Source organism: Oerskovia enterophila (assembly GCF_044748475.1).
In the GTDB taxonomy this organism is placed as follows: Bacteria; Actinomycetota; Actinomycetes; order Actinomycetales; family Cellulomonadaceae; genus Oerskovia; species Oerskovia enterophila.
This window is the reverse complement of sequence record NZ_JBIVFZ010000004.1, coordinates 184,747-203,653: the sequence shown is the minus strand read 5'-3', so window position 1 is coordinate 203,653 and position 18,907 is coordinate 184,747. Positions and strand designations below refer to the sequence as shown.

20 protein-coding genes and 2 riboswitches are annotated in these 18,907 nt (G+C 73.3%); of the genes, 10 read left to right on the top strand and 10 right to left on the bottom strand.

Annotated features, from left to right (window positions below):
- Window positions 1-68 precede the first annotated feature (68 nt).
- The 3 genes from purS to ACIPWA_RS13970 all read left to right on the top strand — a co-directional run bounded on the left by purS (window position 69) and on the right by ACIPWA_RS13970 (window position 1,466).
- Window positions 69-341, top strand: a complete 273-nt coding sequence (gene purS / locus ACIPWA_RS13980) for a phosphoribosylformylglycinamidine synthase subunit PurS (protein WP_056652540.1) — start codon at window positions 69-71, stop codon at window positions 339-341.
- On the top strand, window positions 341-1,069 hold the full coding sequence (purQ, locus tag ACIPWA_RS13975; RefSeq protein WP_030151044.1) for a phosphoribosylformylglycinamidine synthase subunit PurQ: 729 nt from the start codon (window positions 341-343) through the stop codon (window positions 1,067-1,069). The genes purS and purQ overlap by 1 nt, the downstream gene beginning before the upstream one ends.
- A gap of 115 nt (window positions 1,070-1,184) precedes the next feature.
- Window positions 1,185-1,466 carry a hypothetical protein gene (locus ACIPWA_RS13970; RefSeq protein ID WP_400291052.1) on the top strand — a complete coding sequence of 94 codons (282 nt, stop codon included), beginning with the start codon at window positions 1,185-1,187 and terminating at the stop codon, window positions 1,464-1,466.
- Window positions 1,467-1,475: 9 nt separating this feature from the next.
- Here ACIPWA_RS13970 and ACIPWA_RS13965 read toward each other — a convergent pair whose 3' ends face one another.
- The 5 genes from ACIPWA_RS13965 to ACIPWA_RS13945 form a co-directional block, all read right to left on the bottom strand.
- Window positions 1,476-2,147, bottom strand: coding sequence for a DUF1345 domain-containing protein (locus ACIPWA_RS13965; RefSeq protein ID WP_400291050.1), 672 nt, complete (start codon window positions 2,145-2,147; stop codon window positions 1,476-1,478).
- Window positions 2,148-2,264: 117 nt separating this feature from the next.
- Window positions 2,265-3,092 carry an MBL fold metallo-hydrolase gene (locus ACIPWA_RS13960; protein WP_400291613.1) on the bottom strand — a complete coding sequence of 276 codons (828 nt, stop codon included), beginning with the start codon at window positions 3,090-3,092 and terminating at the stop codon, window positions 2,265-2,267.
- Window positions 3,093-3,159: 67 nt separating this feature from the next.
- On the bottom strand, window positions 3,160-4,206 hold the full coding sequence (locus ACIPWA_RS13955; protein WP_400291048.1) for an LLM class flavin-dependent oxidoreductase: 1,047 nt from the start codon (window positions 4,204-4,206) through the stop codon (window positions 3,160-3,162).
- Window positions 4,207-4,330: 124 nt separating this feature from the next.
- Window positions 4,331-5,590, bottom strand: a complete 1,260-nt coding sequence (locus tag ACIPWA_RS13950) for an O-succinylhomoserine sulfhydrylase (protein WP_400291611.1) — start codon at window positions 5,588-5,590, stop codon at window positions 4,331-4,333.
- A 23-nt stretch (window positions 5,591-5,613) separates the two neighbouring features.
- A complete protein-coding gene (locus tag ACIPWA_RS13945) occupies window positions 5,614-6,078 on the bottom strand; it encodes a rhodanese-like domain-containing protein (RefSeq protein ID WP_400291046.1) in 465 nt (154 codons plus the stop codon).
- A 6-nt stretch (window positions 6,079-6,084) separates the two neighbouring features.
- Window positions 6,085-6,177: riboswitch (SAM riboswitch) on the bottom strand.
- 76 nt (window positions 6,178-6,253) lie between these two features.
- Between ACIPWA_RS13945 and ACIPWA_RS13940 the strand changes: the two genes are divergently transcribed.
- From ACIPWA_RS13940 to ACIPWA_RS13930, 3 genes are all read left to right on the top strand, one after another.
- Window positions 6,254-7,138, top strand: coding sequence for a phosphotransferase enzyme family protein (locus tag ACIPWA_RS13940; protein WP_400291045.1), 885 nt, complete (start codon window positions 6,254-6,256; stop codon window positions 7,136-7,138).
- Between the two features lie 98 nt (window positions 7,139-7,236).
- A riboswitch (SAM riboswitch) is annotated at window positions 7,237-7,351 on the top strand.
- A gap of 40 nt (window positions 7,352-7,391) precedes the next feature.
- The gene (locus ACIPWA_RS13935) at window positions 7,392-8,792 is read left to right on the top strand and encodes an aminotransferase class V-fold PLP-dependent enzyme (RefSeq protein WP_400291043.1); all 1,401 of its coding nucleotides are present in this window, start codon (window positions 7,392-7,394) and stop codon (window positions 8,790-8,792) included.
- A gap of 82 nt (window positions 8,793-8,874) precedes the next feature.
- Complete coding sequence (locus ACIPWA_RS13930; RefSeq protein ID WP_331709591.1) at window positions 8,875-9,651, top strand: GNAT family N-acetyltransferase; 777 nt, start codon at window positions 8,875-8,877, stop codon at window positions 9,649-9,651.
- A gap of 66 nt (window positions 9,652-9,717) precedes the next feature.
- Here ACIPWA_RS13930 and ACIPWA_RS13925 read toward each other — a convergent pair whose 3' ends face one another.
- A complete protein-coding gene (locus tag ACIPWA_RS13925; RefSeq protein WP_056652525.1) occupies window positions 9,718-9,894 on the bottom strand; it encodes a CsbD family protein in 177 nt (58 codons plus the stop codon).
- A gap of 120 nt (window positions 9,895-10,014) precedes the next feature.
- Here ACIPWA_RS13925 and ACIPWA_RS13920 point away from each other — a divergent pair, with 120 nt between their 5' ends.
- The 3 genes from ACIPWA_RS13920 (at window position 10,015) to ACIPWA_RS13910 (ending at window position 14,510) form a co-directional block, all read left to right on the top strand.
- The gene (locus ACIPWA_RS13920; protein WP_400291041.1) at window positions 10,015-10,635 is read left to right on the top strand and encodes a GNAT family N-acetyltransferase; all 621 of its coding nucleotides are present in this window, start codon (window positions 10,015-10,017) and stop codon (window positions 10,633-10,635) included.
- Between the two features lie 103 nt (window positions 10,636-10,738).
- Window positions 10,739-12,232, top strand: a complete 1,494-nt coding sequence (locus ACIPWA_RS13915) for a peptide MFS transporter (protein WP_400291039.1) — start codon at window positions 10,739-10,741, stop codon at window positions 12,230-12,232.
- Between the two features lie 103 nt (window positions 12,233-12,335).
- Window positions 12,336-14,510: a CocE/NonD family hydrolase gene (locus ACIPWA_RS13910; protein ID WP_400291037.1), complete on the top strand. Its 2,175-nt coding sequence runs from the start codon at window positions 12,336-12,338 to the stop codon at window positions 14,508-14,510.
- A gap of 58 nt (window positions 14,511-14,568) precedes the next feature.
- On the opposite strand, the gene ACIPWA_RS13905 is transcribed toward ACIPWA_RS13910, so the two are convergent.
- The gene (locus ACIPWA_RS13905) at window positions 14,569-14,961 is read right to left on the bottom strand and encodes a GntR family transcriptional regulator (protein WP_400291035.1); all 393 of its coding nucleotides are present in this window, start codon (window positions 14,959-14,961) and stop codon (window positions 14,569-14,571) included.
- A complete protein-coding gene (locus ACIPWA_RS13900) occupies window positions 14,958-15,809 on the bottom strand; it encodes a hypothetical protein (protein ID WP_400291033.1) in 852 nt (283 codons plus the stop codon). Before ACIPWA_RS13900 ends, ACIPWA_RS13905 begins: the two co-directional genes overlap by 4 nt.
- Window positions 15,810-15,865: 56 nt before the next feature.
- On the opposite strand from ACIPWA_RS13900, the gene ACIPWA_RS13895 reads away from it, so the two are divergent.
- The gene (locus tag ACIPWA_RS13895) at window positions 15,866-16,495 is read left to right on the top strand and encodes a hypothetical protein (RefSeq protein WP_400291031.1); all 630 of its coding nucleotides are present in this window, start codon (window positions 15,866-15,868) and stop codon (window positions 16,493-16,495) included.
- Between the two features lie 85 nt (window positions 16,496-16,580).
- On the opposite strand, the gene ACIPWA_RS13890 is transcribed toward ACIPWA_RS13895, so the two are convergent.
- Both ACIPWA_RS13890 and ACIPWA_RS13885 read right to left on the bottom strand, forming a co-directional pair.
- A complete protein-coding gene (locus ACIPWA_RS13890; protein WP_400291029.1) occupies window positions 16,581-17,558 on the bottom strand; it encodes a MaoC/PaaZ C-terminal domain-containing protein in 978 nt (325 codons plus the stop codon).
- Window positions 17,555-18,907, bottom strand: coding sequence for a 3-oxoacyl-ACP reductase (locus ACIPWA_RS13885; protein WP_400291027.1), 1,353 nt, complete (start codon window positions 18,905-18,907; stop codon window positions 17,555-17,557). The genes ACIPWA_RS13890 and ACIPWA_RS13885 overlap by 4 nt, the downstream gene beginning before the upstream one ends.

The following is an 18,907-nucleotide window of genomic DNA, read 5'->3' as shown; positions in this document are numbered from 1 at the left end:
GGCGCGCCCCGAGCCTCGTGCGGACCTGTCCGAGCCGAGCGGCCGGACCAACTTCCCGAGGAGCTCCCGTGGGACGCGTAGTCGTCGAGGTCATGCCCAAGCCCGAGATCCTGGACCCGCAGGGCAAGGCCGTCGTCGGGGCGCTCCCGCGCCTGGGCTTCACCCAGTTCACCAGCGTGCGCCAGGGCAAGCGGTTCGAGCTCGAGGTCGAGGGTGACGTCACCCCCGAGGTGCTCGCCGCGGCCCGCGAGGCCGGCGAGAAGGTCCTGTCGAACCCGGTCATCGAGGACGTCGTCCTCGTCGCCGAGCTGACGGCCGAGCTGGGCGGGGAGAGCGCCTGATGAGCGCCCCCGCAGCGACCGGCCTGGCCACGGCCCGGATCGGTGTCATCACGTTCCCCGGCACGCTCGACGACCGGGACGCGGCCCGTGCCGTGCGCCTGGCCGGCGGCGAGCCCGTGTCCCTGTGGCACGCGGACGCGGACCTGCACGGGGTCGACGCGGTCGTGCTCCCGGGCGGCTTCTCGTACGGCGACTACCTGCGTGCCGGGGCGATCAGCCGCTTCGCGCCCGTCATGGACTCGCTCGTCGACGCGGCCAAGGGCGGCCTGCCCGTCCTGGGCATCTGCAACGGCTTCCAGATCCTCACCGAGGCGCACCTGCTGCCCGGCTCGATGATCAAGAACGACCACCTCGCGTTCATCTGCCGCGAGCAGACCATGGTCGTGGAGAACGCTGACACGGCCTGGACGCGCGACTACACCGCGGGCCAGCGCATCACGGTGCCGCTCAAGAACCAGGACGGCCAGTTCGTCGCCGACGAGCGCACGCTCGACGAGCTCGAGGCCGAGGGCCGCGTGGTCTTCCGCTACGAGGGCTGGAACCCGAACGGGTCGCGCCGCAACATCGCGGGCATCTCGAACGCGGCGGGCAACGTCGTGGGCCTCATGCCGCACCCCGAGCACGCGGTCGAGGCCGGGTTCGGCCCCGCGAACGAGTCCGGGCCCCGTGCGGGCACCGACGGGCTGGGCTTCTTCACCTCGGTGCTGAGCACGCTCGTCCAGGCCTGACCGCAGCACCAGCACTGCCCGACGGCGGGGCTCACCCAGGAGGTGAGCCCCGCCGTCGGCATGTCACCCCGAGCGCTGCCGCGCGGCGAGAGCGCAACCCGCTACCCTTGTTCCCGTGCCCACCTTCTTGTCCGGTTCCTCCACGTTCGGCGCCTTCATGATCGACTGCCTCGCGTGGGTCGCCGGTGCGCTGGGCGCGGCTCCTGGACGGGTCGGGGCCATTGCCACGCGCGCCGAGGCAGTGATCACCGGGTGGGCCTGGACCGGCCCCGCCGGAGAGATGGCCGAGCGCATCGCGTACACCCCGCTACGGGTCGCCGTCGCCCTGTTCCTGGTCATGGCGGTCGCCGCGGTCGCGGCGCTCGTGTCGAGCGTCCTGACGCGCCGGGCCCGGTGACGCAGAGCCTCAGAGCCCTGCGACGAGGTTCACGACCGCACCGATGATCACGGTCCCGAACAAGTAGGACAGCAACGCGTGGCCCAGCGCGGTCCGCCGGATCTCTCCCGACGTGACGTTGGTGTCGGAGATCGCGAAGCTCATCCCGACCGTGAACGCCACGTACATGAAGTCGAGGTAGCGCGGCGGCTCGATCTGGTTGAAGTCGATCCCGCCGTCCTCGCCCGTGTAGTACAGACGGGCGTAGGCGAGCCCGAACAGGGTGTGGACCGCCGCCCACGAGACCGTGATGCACGCCACGGCGAACACTGCGCTCACGGCCTGGGCGCTCTTCTTCTCGGGTGACGCCAGCAGGAGGAGCGCGACTCCCACGAGGCTCGCGAGCGAGGCCGCGACGATGAACAGGTGGGTCACACGCCGGGACGGTTCCTCGCGGGTCGCGAGGCTCGCGGTCAGCCGCGCGTCCATGGGTGCGACCACGACCCAGGTCCACACCGTGAAGACGAGCGCGGCGACGCTCCATCCGGCGAGGACCGCGAACCGGGGGTAGCCCTGCGTGCCGAACCAGAGGCCCGCGGCGATCCCCACGACAGCACCGACACCGAGGCGTACGACGGGACCCGCGCCCAGGGCGTCGCGGCGGGCGGGGGACGTGGGGAGGTCGGGGATCGAGGGAGTCACGCGGTCAGTCAACCACCGGCCCCACGGCCCGTCGCGCCGGATCGGCGTCTCCGCCGCTCCGGCTCGAGCGCGCGGATCTGCGGCACCGTGCGCTGCGGTCTCGCCGTGCCCGTCGCGCTACGCGCGCTCGGCGAGGTACCGGAGCTGGGCGCGGACGCTCTGCCGGGCGGCCGGGAGCACCCCGGGGGTGACGGCGCCGTAGACGATTGCCGTGACCTGCTCGACGAGCCGGTCGGTCACGGGGTCTCCCGCGAGCCGGGCCGCGGCGAGGGCCGCGCGCACCTCGGCGAGTCGCCCCAGCCGGTGCTCGCGGTACGCCCGCACGACGGCGGACAGGTCGTCCAGGTGCGGGCCGTGCGCGGGCAGGACCGTCGCGGCCCCGAACGCCTCGAGCGTGTCGAGGCTCGTGAGGTAGTCGCTCAGCGAGCCGTCCGGCGCGGAGATCACCGTGGTGCCGCGCCCGAGGATCGTGTCGCCCGTCAGCACCGATCCGCGCGGGCCGTCGTCCGGCAGGCGGAAGCTCAGGGAGTCGGCGGTGTGGCCCGGGGTCGCGACGACCTCGATCCGCAGCCCGGCCGCATGGAGGACCTCGCCCCCGTGCAGCGGTTCGACCGTTCCCCCGTGCGCTGACCCGCCGAGCGGCCCGCCCCCCGCGGGGTGGCAGTGGACGGGGTCGGCCGCCCGGACGGGCGCCCCGGTGAGCTCGGCGAAGCGCGCCGCCCCTGCGGTGTGGTCCGCGTGCCGGTGCGTGACGAGGACCAGCTCGACGCGCGGCCCGTCGGCCAGGGCCGAGAGGTGAGCGACGTCGTCGGGCCCGGGGTCGACGACCACGCGCGTGCGCGCGCCGGGCGCGGCCAGGACGTAGGACCTGGTCCCGTCGAGCGTCATGGGTCCGGGGTTCGGGGCGAGCAGCACCGAGGCGTGGTCCGTGACGCGCACGGGCACGCCCGACGGCGCCGCGTCGGCGGGCGGTCGGGTGCGCTCTGGCCGCGTCGGGTTCACAGGACGGTCGTCAGGCGAGCGCGTCCGCGAGCAGCTCGAGCGTCTGCGTGCGGCCGGGCGTCGCGTCGAGCGACTCGTCGGCGCGGGACGCCGCGACGGGCACGACCATGACCTCGTCGACGCCGTGCCGGGCGGCCAGCTCGCGCACGCGACGCGCGGCAGCCTGGGGCTCGTCGACGATCCAGCGGTCGAGCATCTCGTCGGCCATCTGGGACGTGAGCCCGTCGAGCGGCGTCGACGCCGCGTCCTCGACCGTCTCCTGGGCGCCCAGCGGCTTGCCCGAGCGCAGGCGGGCCATCATGCGGGCCTGGGGCAGCGCGCGCGCACGGGCCTCGGCGAGCGTCGGGGCGACCGACACGTTGACCGTCAGGAACGTCTCCGGCGCCGGGTGCTCGGGCGACGGGCGGTAGCCGTCGCGGTAGAGCGCGAGGATCTCGTCGATGCCCTGACCTGAGAAGTGGTTGGCGAACACGTACGGCAGGCCGAGCTCGGCGGCCAGGCGTGCCGAGTAGTCGCTCGACCCGAGCAGCCAGACGGTCGGCACGGACTCGGCGGCCGGGGTTGCGTGCACGTCGTAGACCTGTCCGCTCGTGAGGCGGACCGAGGCGCCCTCGGCGCTCATGAGCGAGCGGATGTCCTGGACGTGCTGGGGGAAGCGGTCGACGTCGGACGTGGGGCCGCTGCTGCGGAGCAGGGCCGTGACGACGGGGTCGCTGCCGGGCGCCCGGCCGATCCCCAGGTCGACGCGTCCCGGGGCCATGGCCTCGAGGACCGCGAACTGCTCGGCCACGACGAGCGGCGCGTGGTTGGGGAGCATGACGCCGCCCGAGCCGACGCGGATCCGTTCGGTCACCGCGGCGGCCGCCGCGATCATGACGGGCGGGGCGGACGCGGCGACCGCTGGCATGTTGTGGTGCTCGGCGAACCAGTAGCGCGTGAAGCCGAGGCGGTCGGCGAGGCGCACGAGGTCCAGGGACGCGGCGATGGCCTGGGAGCTTGACTGTCCCGAACGGACGGGGACGAGGTCGAGGACGGAGAGGCGCGGCGAGGTAGTCATCGCCAGGTCCAACCCCGGGAGGCGGTCGGGGTATTCCTGCTTGCTGTCGCTGGGTGCGGAGTTCTTGCGCGACACGCCGGGCATTTCGCGCAAGAACTCCGCACCCAGCGGTGCGGCGGGCGGCTCAGCGCGCGGCGAGCGCCTGCTCGACGTCCTCGATCAGGTCGAGCGGGTCCTCGAGGCCGATCGACAGGCGCACGGTCGTCTCCGCGATCCCGACGGCGGCACGGCCCTCCGCGCCCAGCTTGCGGTGCGTCGTGGTCGCGGGGTGCGTGATGAGGGACTTGGCGTCGCCCAGGTTGTTGGAGATGTCCACGATCTGCAGGGCGTCGAGGAACTGGAACGTGCGCTTCTTGAGGAGCTCGGCGTCCGTGCCCGGGTCGTCGGCGCCGGGCACGTCGAGGTTGAACGTCACGACCGTCCCGCCGCCGCTCTGCTGGGCCTTGGCGAGCTCGACCTGGGGGTGCGAGGCGAGGAACGGGTAGCGCACGGCCGTGATGCCGGGCAGCTCCTCGAGCGCGGTCGCGACCTGGAGGGCCGCGGTGTTCTGGGCCTTGACGCGCACCGACAGGGTCTCGAGGCCCTTGACCAGGACCCACGCGTTGAACGCGCTGAGCGAGGGTCCGGTGTTGCGGATGAAGGTCTGGACCGGGCCCTTGACGTACTCCTCGGACCCCAGGATTGCGCCGCCGAGCACGCGTCCCTGGCCGTCGATGTGCTTGGTCGCCGAGTACACGACGACGTCCGCGCCGAGCTCGAGCGGCTTCTGCAGCACGGGGGTCGCGAACACGTTGTCGAGCACGACGACGGCCCCCGCCGCGTGCGCGAGGTCGCTCACGCGGCGCACGTCGATCACGTCCTGCATGGGGTTGGACGGGGTCTCGAAGAAGACGACGTCCGCGGGGGTCGACAACGCCTCCTCCCACTGCGACAGCACGTGACCGTCGACGTAGTCGGTGCGCACGCCCCACTTGGCGAAGATCTCGTCGAAGATCACGAGCGACGAGCCGAACAGGGCGCGGGCCGCGACGATGCGCGACCCGGAACCGACCAGGGCCGCGAGCGACGTGAAGACCGCGGACATGCCCGACGCCGTGGCGTAGCAGGCCTCGGCGCCCTCGATGAGTCGCAGCCGCTCCTCGAACGTGTGCACGGTCGGGTTGCCGTAGCGCGAGTAGATGAAGCGGTCGACCTCGCCCGCGAAGGCGGCCTCGGCCTCGGCGGCGCTCCCGTAGACGTAGCCCTGCGTGAGGAAGAGCGCCTCGCTCGTCTCCTCGAAGTCGGAGCGAGCGTGGCCGCCGCGCACCGCGAGGGTGTCGGGCCGCACCGAGCGGGGCAGCGGGCCGCGGCCCGAGCCGCCCGGGATCCCGGCGGGGATGCGCAGGACGCCGTCCCCGGTGCCGGCGCTCACGACTGCTTCCAGGGGAGGCCCGCTGCGCGCCAGCCGTCGGAACCACGGTGACCGGCGCCGTCGAGCGCTCCTTCGAAGCCTTCGAGGACGTTGTACGCGGGGCCCAGGCCGGCGGCGGTCGCGGCCTTGGCCGCGCCGATCGAACGGGCTCCCGAGCGGCACAGGAACACGACGGGGGTCTCGGGTGTCACGCCGGCCGCAGCGAGGTCCGTGACGAACGACGGGTTGGGCCGGCCGTCGAGCGTGACCCACTGGGTCAGGACCGGTTCGCGGCCCGTCGAGGACAGGTCGGGGACGCCGACGAAGCGCCACTCGGCGTCGGTGCGGACGTCGACGAGGACGGCGTGCGGGTCGGCCTGGAGAAGGGTCCACGCCTGCTGGGGCGTGATGTCGCCGGCGTAGCCGGCGGCGGGCCGGGCGTCGGGGACCGGTGCAGCGGTCGCGCGGTCGGGGGCACTCATGGTGATCCTCCATCGGTCGTGGCGGTAGCACCCTCGCCCGTCACCGGGGGGTTGCTGCGGCGTCATCGTGCCAAGTCACTCAGCCGCTCTGGATGGTTGCGTCGGATCGTACGTCACCGTTCCCACGGAGTGAAACGGGTGTCTCGCAGGGTGGGCAGGGGATAGGTTGCTGCGCATGGAGCACCCTGCGCGCCGCCACGAGGTAGAGGATTCCCGTCGAGACAGCGGGCTCGGGGCCTCTACCTCGACGCAAGCCCTCTATCTCACGGCAGGCGGTCGTGAGCAGAGCCCGCCCGAGGAGGTCCTGACCGGGGGCAACTCCTCGACCGTCGTGCGGAGCGGTGACACGGTCCGCCGGACCGCCGGGCCGTGGACACCCACGGTCCAGGCCCTCCTGGCGCACCTGCGGGCGAGCGGCGTCACCGAGGTGCCCGAGCCGCTGGGGACCGACGACCAGGGGCGCGAGGTCCTGTCCTACCTCCCGGGCGACGTCGCGAACTACCCCCTTCCCCTGTGGGTCTGGGACGAGTCGGTGCTCCGTGACGCGGGCGCGCTGCTGCGGCGCGTGCACGACGCGAGCGTCGGTTTCCTCGCCGCGGGCGACGCGCCCGCGCCACCCGTCTGGCAGAGCGCACCACACGAGCCCGCCGAGGTCGTGTGCCACAACGACGTCGCCCCGTACAACCTGGTCTTTCGCGACGGGGTCGTCGTCGGGCTCATCGACTTCGATACCGCGAGCCCCGGCCCCCGGATCTGGGACCTGGCTTACCTCGGCTACCGGCTCGTGCCCCTCGTGGCGGACGCCGGGGACGGGGAGGGAGCCGACGTCGTCGGGCGGCTGGACCCGTTGGCGCGGCTCGACGCCCTGGTCGCCGCGTACGGGATGCGGTACTCGCGTCGCGAGGTCCTGACCGTCGTGGTCGCGCGGCTCGACGAGCTCGCGGCCTTCACCGACGAGAGGGCGTCAGCGACCGGGCGGGACGACTTCCGGGAGCACGCGGCCATGTACCGGGCCGACGCGCGACACATTCAGGCGCTCGCGGACGCGTCGCCTCGCTGAGCGGGTTCGCCCGCCTGACAGGCACCCTCTGCCCACCATCCGAGACGCCGTGCCCACCGGTTGACACGCTCTGCGGGCCTCGCCCATCCTTGACACCAGGTCATGAGTGCCAGCGCAAAACCCCGGTTTGCTGGCCGGCAACCCTCCTCCGCGGCGGGGTGCCCCGGGTGACGACCAGGTCCCTCTCTACAAGGAGGGGGGCAAGCGCGGAGGGGCCGCAGGGCGAACTCCGACGACCACCGGAGGACGTGCCATGAGCGCACACGCAGTCATCGAAGCCCCTACCTCGTGTGCCGTGCTGCCCGTCGTGGGCAGCGACACCCTGGTCCCCCTCGTCGACGGGCGCAGCGTCCCGTACGCCAACCTCGACGTCGCGGCGTCGGCCCCGGCGCTGCAGGTCGTGGCCGACCGCGTCAACGAGGTCCTGCCGCTCTACGCGAGCGTGCACCGCGGCGCGGGCTACCTGTCCCAGGTGTCGACCGCGCTCTACGAGGCCGCGCGCCAGACCATCGGCGCGTTCGTCGGAGCCCGCGAGGACGACGTCACGATCGTCACGCGCAACACCACGGACTCGCTCAACCTGCTCGCGGGCTGCGTCCCGGCCCAGGCCGACGGTTCGCCGGGCCGTGTGCTCGTGCTGGACGTCGAGCACCACGCGAACCTCCTGCCGTGGCAGCGCACGGGCGGGGCCACGGTCCTGGTCGGCGGTGCGACGGTCGCCGAGACCCTGTCCGGGCTGCGCGCCGAGCTGTCGCGCTTCCCGTACGCGCTCGTCGCGATCACGGGGGCCTCGAACGTCACGGGCGAGTCGCTGCCGCTCGCCGAGGTCGTCGCCGCGGCGCACGACGCCGGAGCGCGGGTCCTGCTCGACGGCGCCCAGCTCGTCCCGCACCGGGGCGTCTCGCTCGCCGCGAGCGACGTGGACTACGTCGCGTTCTCGGGCCACAAGACCTACGCGCCGTTCGGTGCGGGCGCGCTCGTGGGGCGCCGCGACTGGCTCGACGCCGGGACGCCCTACCTCGCCGGGGGCGGCGCGGTGCGCAACGTGACGCTCGACGGCACCGCGTGGCAGAGCGCCCCGGCGCGGCACGAGGCCGGGTCGCCCAACGTGATCGGCGCGGTCGCGCTCGCCTCGGCGTGCGACGCGCTCGCGGCGCTCGAGCCGGGCGTGCTGGTCGCGCACGAGACCGAGCTGCGTGCCCGTCTCGTCGAGGGGCTCGAGGAGATCGACGGCGTGCGCGTCGTCCGCGCCTGGGCCGACGCCGTGGACCCCGTGGGCGTCGTGACCTTCTCGGTCGACGGCCACGACGCGGGCCTCGTCGCGTCCTACCTGTCGGCCGAGCACGGCATCGGCGTGCGTGACGGCCGGTTCTGCGCGCACCCGCTCCTGGCCCGCCTGGGATTCCCGGCCGGTGCCATCCGGGCGTCGATCGGCGTGGGCACCACGGGCGAGGAGATCGAGCGCCTGATCGCGGCGCTGCGCGCCTACGTCGGCGAGGGGGCCAAGGCCCGGTACGAGGTCGTCGACGGCTGCTGGGTCGTGAGCGACGACCCTCGTCCGCTGCTCCAGGTCGCAGGGCTCTCCGGGCTGTTCGCGACCGCCGCGGTCGGCAACATCACGGCCGCCGTGGGGTGCGGTCCGGCGCCGGCCTGACGGGCCCTCTGACCTGCGGAGACACTCCTCGGAGCGCAACGTTCACCCGTGCGTCACCTCGTCGCCCACGAACGACCGCTCCGTGGTCTTGGCGGCGACGCCCGCGTGTGTTCTGATATGCGCTGTGCAGCACGATGTCGTCCTGGAAGGCCACGGGTTCCGCCTCGAACCCCTGGCTGTCGCGCACGCCGGTGCGCTGGCTCAGATCGTCGATCCGACGATGTGGGCGGGTATGAGTACGACCCTCCCTGCGGGGGAGGTCGGGATGGTGAACTTCATCGAGGACACTCGGGCTACCCGGGCGCTGACGGCCTTCGCCGTCGTCGACGCGGGCTCGGGTCTCGTGGTGGGGAGCACCGCTTTCCGTGACCTGTCGCTCGACGACAGGCGCGTGGAGATCGGGCGGACCTTCTACGCGCGTTCCACGTGGGGGAGCCTCGTGAACCCGGTCTCGAAATGGTTGCTGCTCCGACATGCGTTCGAGTCGTGGGACGTGCACCGCGTGGGCTTCCGGGTGGACGCGCGCAACGCGCGCTCGCTCGCCGCGATGCGTCGCCTCGGCGCGTACGAGGAGGGCGTCATGCGAGGTCATCGCACGGCCCCCGACGGCACGCGTGCCGACTCGGTGTGCTTCTCGATCCTCGCGCACGAGTGGGCGGGCGTCGAGCTCGGCCTGCTCGCGCGGATCACGAGCCCGCGGATCGTCCCGGTGCTCGGCCCCGTCGAGATGTCCGCCGCCGGCGAGCCCGTGACCACGCCGCTCCTGTCGGTGGTCCCGCCGGTCGCGGACCACGTCGCCGAGGCGGCCGGTCAGGCCGTCGGCTCGGTCACGGCCCTGCCGCCCGCCGTCGCCCTCTGAGAACTTCCCCCGTCCACAGCGACGCCCCGGGACCCGTACGGGTCCCGGGGCGTCCTTCGTCTGCGGTCAGTCCTTGGTGAAGGCGTCCTTGACGTCGTCACCGGCCTGCTTGACGTTGGCCTTCGCCTGGTCGGCGTGGCCCTCGGCCTCGAGCTTCTCGTTGCCGGTCGCCTTGCCGGCGCCTTCCTTGACCTTGCCCTTGGCCTCTTCGGCACCGTGCTTGATCTTGTCTCCCAGTCCCATGGGGTTCCTCCCTCGGTGGTGGTTGGTTCGTCTCGACCGTAGGCAGGCCCCCGGGCGACTCGCATCTCGGGGGACGGGCGGTTCACAAGATCCTCACGTCCTGTCCGGCAGGATGACCGCATGGAGAACGTCACGGTCCTGGAAGGGTTCGGGCTGCGCCTCGAGCCGCTCGGCGAGCAGCACGCGCCCGAGCTGGGGGCGTTCGTCGACGACGCCCTGTGGGCAGGGATGTCGTCGCCCACGCCGCGCGGGACGCCCGCCATGTCCGCCTACGTGCGCGACGCGGTGGCGGCGCCGGGGCGCCTGGCGTGGGCCGTCGTCGGGCCGCGTGTCCCCGGCGAGGGGCCCGACGGCGCCACGTCCGTCCGCGGCAGCACCTCGCTCTACGAGTGGTCGCCCTCGCAGGGCCGCGTCGAGCTCGGCTCGACCTTCTACGACTGTCCCTGGTGGGGCGGCGTGACCAACCCGGCGTGCAAGTACCTGCTGCTGCGGCACGCGTTCGAGGTGCTCGACGTCGAACGCGTCGCTCTGCGGGCCGACGCGCGCAACTCCCGCTCGATCGCGGCGATCCAGCGCCTCGGCGCCGTACCCGAGGGGGTGCTGCGCAGCCACCGTGTCGCGCCCGACGGGTCGCGCGGCGACACGGCCTACTTCTCGGTCCTCGCCGACGAGTGGCCGGCCGTCCGGGACGGCCTGCTCGACCGGCTCGCGCGCCTGGAGGGCCTCGACCGGGTCGTCTGACGGCGCCACCGGGGCGTCCCTGTGGCCTCGGGCGACGAACCTGCCTAGGTTGGAAGGATGCCTCCGCGAGCCTGCGGTGGGCGCACCGACCGCTGGAGGGCTGTTGACGACCGAGGACGCACGACCGGCAGGACCCGCGGTCGACCTGGACGACAGAGCCTTCTTCGGGCACCCGCGAGGCCTGTCGACCCTGTTCGGCCTCGAGGTCTGGGAGCGGTTCTCGTTCCTCGGGATGCAGGCCATCCTCGTGCTGTTCTTCACCGCGACCGTCGCGGACGACGGGCTCGGTATGGAGGCCGGGCAGGCCGCCTCGATCGCGGCCGGCTACGGGACCATGGTCTACCTGGTCTCGGTCGGGGGCGGGTGGATCGCGGACCGGGTCCTGGGCTCGTACCGCGCGGTCCTGTGGGGCGGGATCCTCATCGCGTGCGGGCACTACACCATGGCGATCCCCGCCGAGCTCTCGACGTGGCTCGGCCTGGTCCTCATCAGCCTGGGTACGGGGCTGCTCAAGCCCAACGTGTCGACCCTCGTGGGCAAGCTCTACTCGACCACGGACGAGCGCCGGGACGCGGGGTTCGCGCTCTACTACATGGGCATCAACGTCGGGGCGTTCTTCGGTCCTCTCGTCACGGGGTGGCTCGGCGCCGACGTCGGCTGGCACTGGGGGTTCTCTGCCGCCGCGATCGGCATGACCGCGGGAGTGGTCCAGTACGTCGTGGGACGCAGGCACATCCCGGGTCACGGGCGCGGCCCCGAGGCGCCCCTGCCTCCGGCCGTGATGCGCCGGACCCTGTGGATCCTGGGAGGGGTCGCGGCCGGGGTGGTGATCCTCGCCGTCGGGCTCGCGCTCGTGGGGCGCCTCAGCATCGCGGGCGTCGTCGACGCGCTGACCGTGGTCGCCATGGCCGCCCCGATCGTCTACTTCACCGTCATGTTCCGCAGCCCCCGCGTGACGGGCGAGGAACGCGGCCGGCTCCGGCCGTTCCTCGTGCTGTGGTTCGCGTCGGTCGCGTTCAACTTCGTGCTGTTCCAGGCGTACAGCGTCCTGATCCTGCTGGCCGACCAGCACGTCGAGCGCACGATCTTCGGGTGGCAGGCCCCCGCGGCCTGGTTCAGCTCGTTCCTGGGCGGCGTCGAGGTGCTCGTCGCGCCCGTGGTCGCGGCGCTGTGGACCTGGCTCGGGCCCCGGCAGCCGCACGCGTCCAAGAAGATCGCGATCGGCGCGCTGCTCGGCGGCCTGTCCTACCTGGTCCTCGTGCCCGCCGTGACGGGGCAGAGCGGCGACTGGAAGATCGCCGTGTGGTGGCTCCTGGCCTCGCTCCTGCTGCTGGGGCTCGGTGACGTGCTGCTCCAGACGACGGGCCTGTCCGCGACGACCAAGCTCGCCCCCGCGGCGTTCTCGAGCCAGTCGATGGCCGTGTGGTTCCTGTCGATCGCGCTCGCGAACGGCATCCAGGCGCAGACCGTCCGTTTCTACGGCGAGATCCCCGACGGCCTCTACTTCACGCTCAACGGCGCGGTCGCGGTGCTCGTCGCGGTCGTCGTCCTGGTCCTCTCGCCCTGGATGAGACGAACCATGCACCCCGTCCACTGACCGGTGCGCGCCACCGGCAGCACCCGAACGCCGGCAGCACCCGAACGACTGCACCACCCGAACGACTGCACCACCCGCACCACCCAGCACCGGAGGAATGACCATGCGGTACGTGACCGAGCTCCCGTTCGAGACCACGGTCGAGGACCACTGGATACCCCTCGCCGACGGGACGCGCCTCGCCGCGCGCGTCTGGCGACCGGTCGACCCCACGCCCGTCCCCGCGATCCTGGAGTACCTGCCCTACCGGCTGTCCGACTGGACCGCCCCGCGCGACGCGCAGCGCCACCCGTACTACGCGGGCCACGGGTACGCGTCGGTGCGCGTCGACATCCGCGGCAGCGGGAACTCGGACGGCCACCAGGACGACGAGTACTCCCCGACCGAGCTCGCCGACGGCGTCGCGGTCGTCGAGTGGCTCGCCGCGCAGGAGTGGTGCAGCGGCAAGGTCGGGATGTTCGGCATCTCGTGGGGTGGGTTCAACGCCCTGCAGGTCGCGGCCCTCGCGCCCGAGGCGCTCGCGGCGATCGTCACGGTGTGCTCGACCGACGACCGGTACGACAACGACGTGCACTACACGGGCGGATCGGTCCTCGCGGTCGACATGCACGCGTGGGCCGCGACCATGCTCGCGTTCTGCTCCCGGCCCCCGGACCCGGCCGTCGTGGGCGACCGGTGGAAGGAGCAGTGGCTCGACCGCCTCGAGCACACCGAGCCGTTCGTCCACACCTGGCTCGACCACCAGACGCGCGACGACTACTGGCGCCACGGCAGCGTGATCGAGGACTACTCGGCGATCAAGGCCGCGGTGCTCGCGGTCGGCGGGTGGAACGACCCCTACCGCGACACGGTCCTGCGGCTCGTGGCCGCGGGCGACGCGACGGCCGACGGCGACCGCGCCCTGGGCGGCCCGGTCCGCGGCATCGTCGGTCCCTGGTCGCACCAGTACCCCGACCGCGGCCTGCCGCCGGGTCCCTCGATCGGCTTCCTCCAGGAGACCCTGCGCTGGTGGGACCAGTTCCTCAAGGACGACGACACGGGTGCCCTCGACGAGCCGGCGCTGCGCGCATGGGTCACCGAGTCCGTGCCTCCCGCCACGGTCTACGACGAGATGCCCGGTCGCTGGGTCGGGGAGGAGCGGTGGCCGTCCCCGCACGTCCGGCCGACGGTCCTCCCGTTCGCGGGAGCGCCTGGCGGCACCGACGACGTCGACGACGCAGCGGTCGCCACCGAGCTGCGCACGACCGCCCCGCTCGTCACGCACCTTCCCGCCCGCCCGGGCCCTGCGAGCGGTGGGCCGGCCGCCCCCGCGGACGTGCCGCCGTCGTGCCTCGTGGCCTCTCCCCAGCACACCGGGATCGACGCGGGGCGCTTCTTCCCGTTCGGGAACGACGCGGACCTGCCGCCCGACCAGCGCGAGGAGGACGGGCGGTCCGTCTGCTTCGACTCGCCGCCGCTCACCCAGCGGCTCGAGATCCTGGGCCGTGCACGGGTCCGCCTGCGCCTGTCGTGCGCGGGCGACAAGGGGCAGGTCGTGGCACGGCTGTGCGACGTGGGCCCCGACGGCTCCTCGACGCTCGTGACCCGCGGCGTGCTCAACCTGTCGGCCCGAGAGGGGCGCGACCGCGTCGTCCCCTGGGAGCCCGGCGCGACGCACGACGTGACGTTCGAGCTCAGCGGCGTGGGGTACGCGCTCGCTCCCGGGCACCGGCTCCGGCTCGCGCTCTCCTCGGCGTACTGGCCGTGGGTGTGGCCGCAGCCGGGCGGAGCTGCCCTCGCGGTCGCGCCCGCGGGCAGCTCGCTCGAGCTTCCCGTGCACGACGGCGCGGCTCCCGGCGGGCACCCGGTCGTCACCTTCGAGGAGCCCGAGCAGGCGCCCCCGCTCGGCGTCGTCTACCCGGAGGACGCGGACCAGCGGCCCGAGCGGCGCGTCGTGCGTGACGTCGCAGCCGACGAGTGGCTCCTGGAGGTGGACCCGAGGTACGGCGGGACGCGCATCTACCCCGACGGCCTCGAGTTCACCGAGGACGCGCTCGAGCGCTACTGGATCGGGCGCGACCCGCTGAACGCACGCACGCGTTCCGACTGGAGCGTGCGGCTGCGTCGGCCCGGTGCCACGCCGTCCGACCTCGCGTGGGACGCGAGCGTCGTGACGCGCTCGGAGATCTCGTGCGACGCCGAGTTCTTCCACACCGACGACGAGGTCGTGGCGCGCGACGGCGAGGACGTGGTGTTCGAACGTCGGTGGCGGCGCAGCATCCGGCGGACCGCGGGGTGAACGCTCCTGCCGAGACGTGAGCAGATGCCCCTGATCTGACCCGATCAGGGGCATCTGCTCACGTCTCGGCGAGCGCCGAGCGCGGGCGGAGGCGTCCAAGAGCTGCGTCGAGGGCTGCGTGGGCGGCCCCGGCGTCGAGGCCGGTCTGCTGCGCGACCAGGGCGAGGGCATCTGCAGCGGATGTGACGTCGTCAGGCCTCGGCACCGCCCGCTCAGGGCCGAGGACGATCGTCCCGTGCCTGCCCAAGGTCTCGACGAGGCCGTCGCGCGCGAGCGCGTCGTACGCCTTGTTGACGGTCCCGCGCGCGACGTCGAGATCGGTCGCGAGATCACGGATCGCCGGGAGGCGGGCGCCGGGACGGAGCTGCCCCGACACGATCAGCCTGCTCACCTGGGCGCGGATCTGCTCGAAGACCGGGACGGGGGATCGGGGGTCGACCTGGACGATCATCGAGCGCTGCCGCCCCCCGCGCCCGACGTGAGCGCCCGGGTCGGGCGAAGGATCACGGACCATGGACGCTGCGGCGACGCCCGGTGCACCAGGACGAACGCCGCGACGAGCAGAGTGAGCGAGCAGAACGTCTGGGCGGCTGCGAGCTGCGGCGAGGACACCGGGACCGAGGCGAGCACCTGGCTGACGGTGAGCGTCGCCACCCCCACCTCGAGCCACGCGAGCGACCTGGCCGCGAAGGACCGGATGCGGTGGTCGACGGCGGCAGCGTCGGGCGACAGGACGGGCCGCCGCCTGGACCGGATGGCTGACTGGGTCCACTCGGCGACCGCAGCGATGCCGGCGCCGGTGAGCGCGACGAGCAAGGTCGCGGTCTGCCCAGCGAGCGCTCCGGCCAGGCCTCCGAGCAGCGCTCCGGAGAGGAGCGCGCGCGCGGTGACGAGGACGCGGCCGTGCTCGATCGGTCGGCGCGGGGTCAGCGAGGCGGTGCGGAGCGAAGGGGCGACGCCGTCCGCGGCCAGGGGACGCGAGAGCCGGTACGTCTCGGCCGACAGGGACCCGACGAGGACGCCGGCCACACCGCAGAAGAGCACGAGGTCGAGCGGGATCGTCGCGTTCCAGCGGAGCCCGAGGAGGACTCCGAGGGCCGTGCCCAGCACCCCGCCGACCATCCTGTGCTGACGGTGCCGCGCCAGGTAGCGGCGGTAGACGTCGGCCTGGGCGGGCGGGACGTCGGCGGCCCCGGCGATCCACCGGACGTCGCCCGCGCTGACACGGCGGCTGGTGTTGAGGGCGGCGACGAGCAGCACCACGAGACCGGCGAGGAGGAGGAGAGGGACGAGTCGCACGAGCACTGCCTTTCTGGCTCTGGCCTTTTGGCCCATTGGCACAGTACATTGTGCCAATGGTGTCCACAAGCCTCCCGACGAGCGACCCGTCGCTCACGGCCCTCACCCCACGTCCCACTCGCGGACGTAGCCTGCTCCTGGTGGTCATCGCCGCCGTCCTCCTGGTCGGGGCCTGGTTCTCCTCGAACCTGCTGCGGCCCGGTCCGGACCTCCGGGCGGGCTCCAGCGGGACGGTGGCGGTCGTCCCGCGAGACGAGGCCGTCCTGAGGATCGTCGACATCTCGGTGGCCGCGCCGATCGGGGGGACGGTGACGGGGATCGGGGACGTCCCGGGGGCGACGGTCGTGGACGCATGGCTCTTCCAGCCACCGGTCGAGATGCCGGCGCTGCACATGGAGACCGTCGCACAGCAGACCGTCGACGACGTCCTCGCAGACGCCTACGCTCCCGGCGTGCTCGACGACGCCGCGCTTCCACAGCGGATCACGAGCGGCCCGGTGCAGGTCGTCGTGCTGTGGAGGATCACGGACTGCGGAGCGCTCGACGAGTGGGCCGAGCCGTCGATGACGGTGACCAGCGCCCTCGGCATGAGCTTCGAGCGGCCGTTCCCTGACTTCACGGGACCGGCGCTGAGCCTGGGGACCGGCTCTCTGGCGGAGGGCATCTGCCCGGCTCCGGAGAGCTGACCGCTGTCGAGAAGTGAGCAGATGCCCCTGATCTGACCCGATCAGGGGCATCTGCTCACTTCTCGGCGAGCGGCGGGAGCAGCGCTCAGCGCGGCGTGACCGTCCCGCTGAGGTGCCGCCTGCCGCTCTTCCCGTTCCAGCCCACGTACGTGAACCCGCCCGGGTGAGCGTCGTCGTCGGGCACCCGGGTGATGGCGACCTGGACCGTGCCCGGGACCAGGACGGGCGCGGCGAACTCGACCGTCCAGTCGTAGGCGTCACCGCGTGCCGCGCCGACCTCGGCCAGCGCGCGTGCAGCCGTGTACATGCCGTGCGCGATGGTCCGCGGGAACCCGAACGCCTTGGCGCCCAGGACCGAGGTGTGGATGGGGTTGCGGTCGCCCGAGATCGCGCCGTACGCGCGCCCGATCCCGCTGCCGAGCTCCCAGCGTGCCGTCGGGACCGGCGGCACGAACTCCTCACGCGACGCCTCCTCGGTCCGCTGAGGGGGCGCCTCCTCCTCCGACGGCAGGCCGAACCCCTTGGCCAGGTACGTCGAGACGCCGCGGTACGCGAGCTCGCCGCCAGTGCTGACCTCGGTCACCAGGTCCACCTGGACCCCGCGCCGGTGCGCGCGCAGGTCCTCGGCCGTCGCGCGGACCTCGAGCACGTCGCCGACGCGCACGGGACGGTGCACCGAGACCGCGTTCGACACGTGCACGAGCCCCAGCAGCGGCAGCGGGAAGTCGCCGCGCACCATGAGCGCGGTCGCGAGCGGGAACGCGAGCACGTGCAGGTACCCCGCGGGCAGCGTGTCGCACACGCGCTCGCCGATCAGGCGCTGGTAGTCGGTCAGGTGCTCGGTCACGCCCGCGGTCGGGACGTCGGCGACGCGGTAGACGACGTCGGGCAGGACGACGTCCCGCGGCCCGGGCAGGACGCGCCCCACGGGGGAGCGCGTCACGGCGATCCGGCCCGACGACGCCACGCCCTTCGCGTACAGACCGCCGAGCCCCGGCAACGAGGGCAGCGTGACGAGACGCGGGTTGCGGCGCTCCGGGGCCCCCTGCGCGGCGGCCGTCACGCGCCCACCAGGCTCTGGCCGCACACGCGCAGCACCTGGCCGTTGACGCCGCCCGCCGCGGGGGAGGCGAGGAAGGCGATGGCCTCTGCGACGTCGACGGGCAGGCCACCCTGCTGGAGCGAGGAGACGCGACGGGCCATCTCGCGCTGGACGAGCGGGATCGAGGCCGTCATGTCGGTCTCGATGAACCCGGGCGCGACCGCGTTGGCCGAGCCGCCGAGCGGGGCCAGGAGGCGGCCCGTCGCGCGCGTGTGCCCGATGACCCCGGCCTTGGAGGCGCCGTAGTTCGTCTGCCCGCGGTTGCCCGCGATGCCGCTCGTCGAGGCGAGCGAGACGATGTGCGGGGCCTCGGAGAAGCCGTTCGCGCCCAGCAGGTACTCGTTGATCCGCAGCTGCGAGAGCAGGTTGACCGCGATCACGGCGTCCCACTTGTCGGGGGACATGTTGGCGAGGAGCTTGTCGCGCAGGATCCCGGCGTTGTGGACCAGGACGTGCAGGCCGCCGTGGCGGGTCCGTGCGTGCTCGAGGATGCGGGCGCCTGCGTCCTCGGCCGTGACGTCGAGCTGGAGTGCCGTGCCCTTGATCTCGTTGGCGACCTTGGCGAGCGACTCGCCGGCCGCGGGGACGTCGACCACGACGACCGTCGCGCCGTCGCGGGCCAGGGTCCGGGCGATCGCGGCCCCGATCCCGCGGGCCGCGCCCGTCACGACCGCGACGCGGCCCGCGAGGGGTCGGTCCCAGTCGGGCGTCGCCTCGGTCGGGGCCGGACCCACGTGCAGCAGCTGGCCGTCGACGAACGCCGACCTCGCCGAGAGGAAGAAGCGCAGCGTGGCCAGGGCCGACGTGCTGTCGGGGGCGGCGTCCTCGGTGAGCTGGATGCCGTTCGCCGTGGCGCCTGCGCGCAGCTCCTTGGCGAGCGAGCGCAGGAACCCGTCGACGCCCTGGCGGGTCGCCGCGAGCAGGGGCGTGTCGTCGTCGGACGGTGCGCGCGAGACGGTCACGACGCGGCCTCCGGGCGCGAGCTGACGCAGGTTCGCGCCCAGCTCGAGGACGGGGGCCGAGAAGTCGGCGGGGCTCGTCGCGCCCGTCAGGACGACGACGATCGCGCCCCAGCGGGTCTCGGCGCCGTTCGCGTTCTGCCGCACGTCGAGGTCCCAGCCGAGCAGGGCCTGGGCGACCGCGGTGGTGTCGGCGGCCGAGCCGGGCTCGCCGATCACGAGCACGGGGCCCGGGACGAGCGGGTCGTCCGCGCGGTAGCGGCGCAGGACCGCGGGCCGGGGCAGGCCGAGCTTCGTGGCGAGCGTCTTGGTGAAGCCGGAGTTCACCGCGGACAGGTACTTGTCGGTCAT

What these genes read in the sequence shown, in the direction of transcription:
- ACIPWA_RS13945 (WP_400291046.1), bottom strand. Translation starts at nt 6,078, where the DNA reads ATGAGTGCCCCCGACCGCGCGACCGCTGCACCGGTCCCCGACGCCCGG.
- ACIPWA_RS13955 (WP_400291048.1), bottom strand. Translation starts at nt 4,206, where the DNA reads ATGACTACCTCGCCGCGCCTCTCCGTCCTCGACCTCGTCCCCGTCCGT.
- ACIPWA_RS13910 (WP_400291037.1), top strand. Translation starts at nt 12,336, where the DNA reads ATGCGGTACGTGACCGAGCTCCCGTTCGAGACCACGGTCGAGGACCAC.
- ACIPWA_RS13905 (WP_400291035.1), bottom strand. Translation starts at nt 14,961, where the DNA reads ATGATCGTCCAGGTCGACCCCCGATCCCCCGTCCCGGTCTTCGAGCAG.
- ACIPWA_RS13920 (WP_400291041.1), top strand. Translation starts at nt 10,015, where the DNA reads ATGGAGAACGTCACGGTCCTGGAAGGGTTCGGGCTGCGCCTCGAGCCG.
- ACIPWA_RS13925 (WP_056652525.1), bottom strand. Translation starts at nt 9,894, where the DNA reads ATGGGACTGGGAGACAAGATCAAGCACGGTGCCGAAGAGGCCAAGGGC.
- ACIPWA_RS13940 (WP_400291045.1), top strand. Translation starts at nt 6,254, where the DNA reads ATGGAGCACCCTGCGCGCCGCCACGAGGTAGAGGATTCCCGTCGAGAC.
- ACIPWA_RS13885 (WP_400291027.1), bottom strand. Translation starts at nt 18,907, where the DNA reads ATGACCGACAAGTACCTGTCCGCGGTGAACTCCGGCTTCACCAAGACG.
- ACIPWA_RS13935 (WP_400291043.1), top strand. Translation starts at nt 7,392, where the DNA reads ATGAGCGCACACGCAGTCATCGAAGCCCCTACCTCGTGTGCCGTGCTG.
- ACIPWA_RS13895 (WP_400291031.1), top strand. Translation starts at nt 15,866, where the DNA reads ATGGTGTCCACAAGCCTCCCGACGAGCGACCCGTCGCTCACGGCCCTC.
- purQ (WP_030151044.1), top strand. Translation starts at nt 341, where the DNA reads ATGAGCGCCCCCGCAGCGACCGGCCTGGCCACGGCCCGGATCGGTGTC.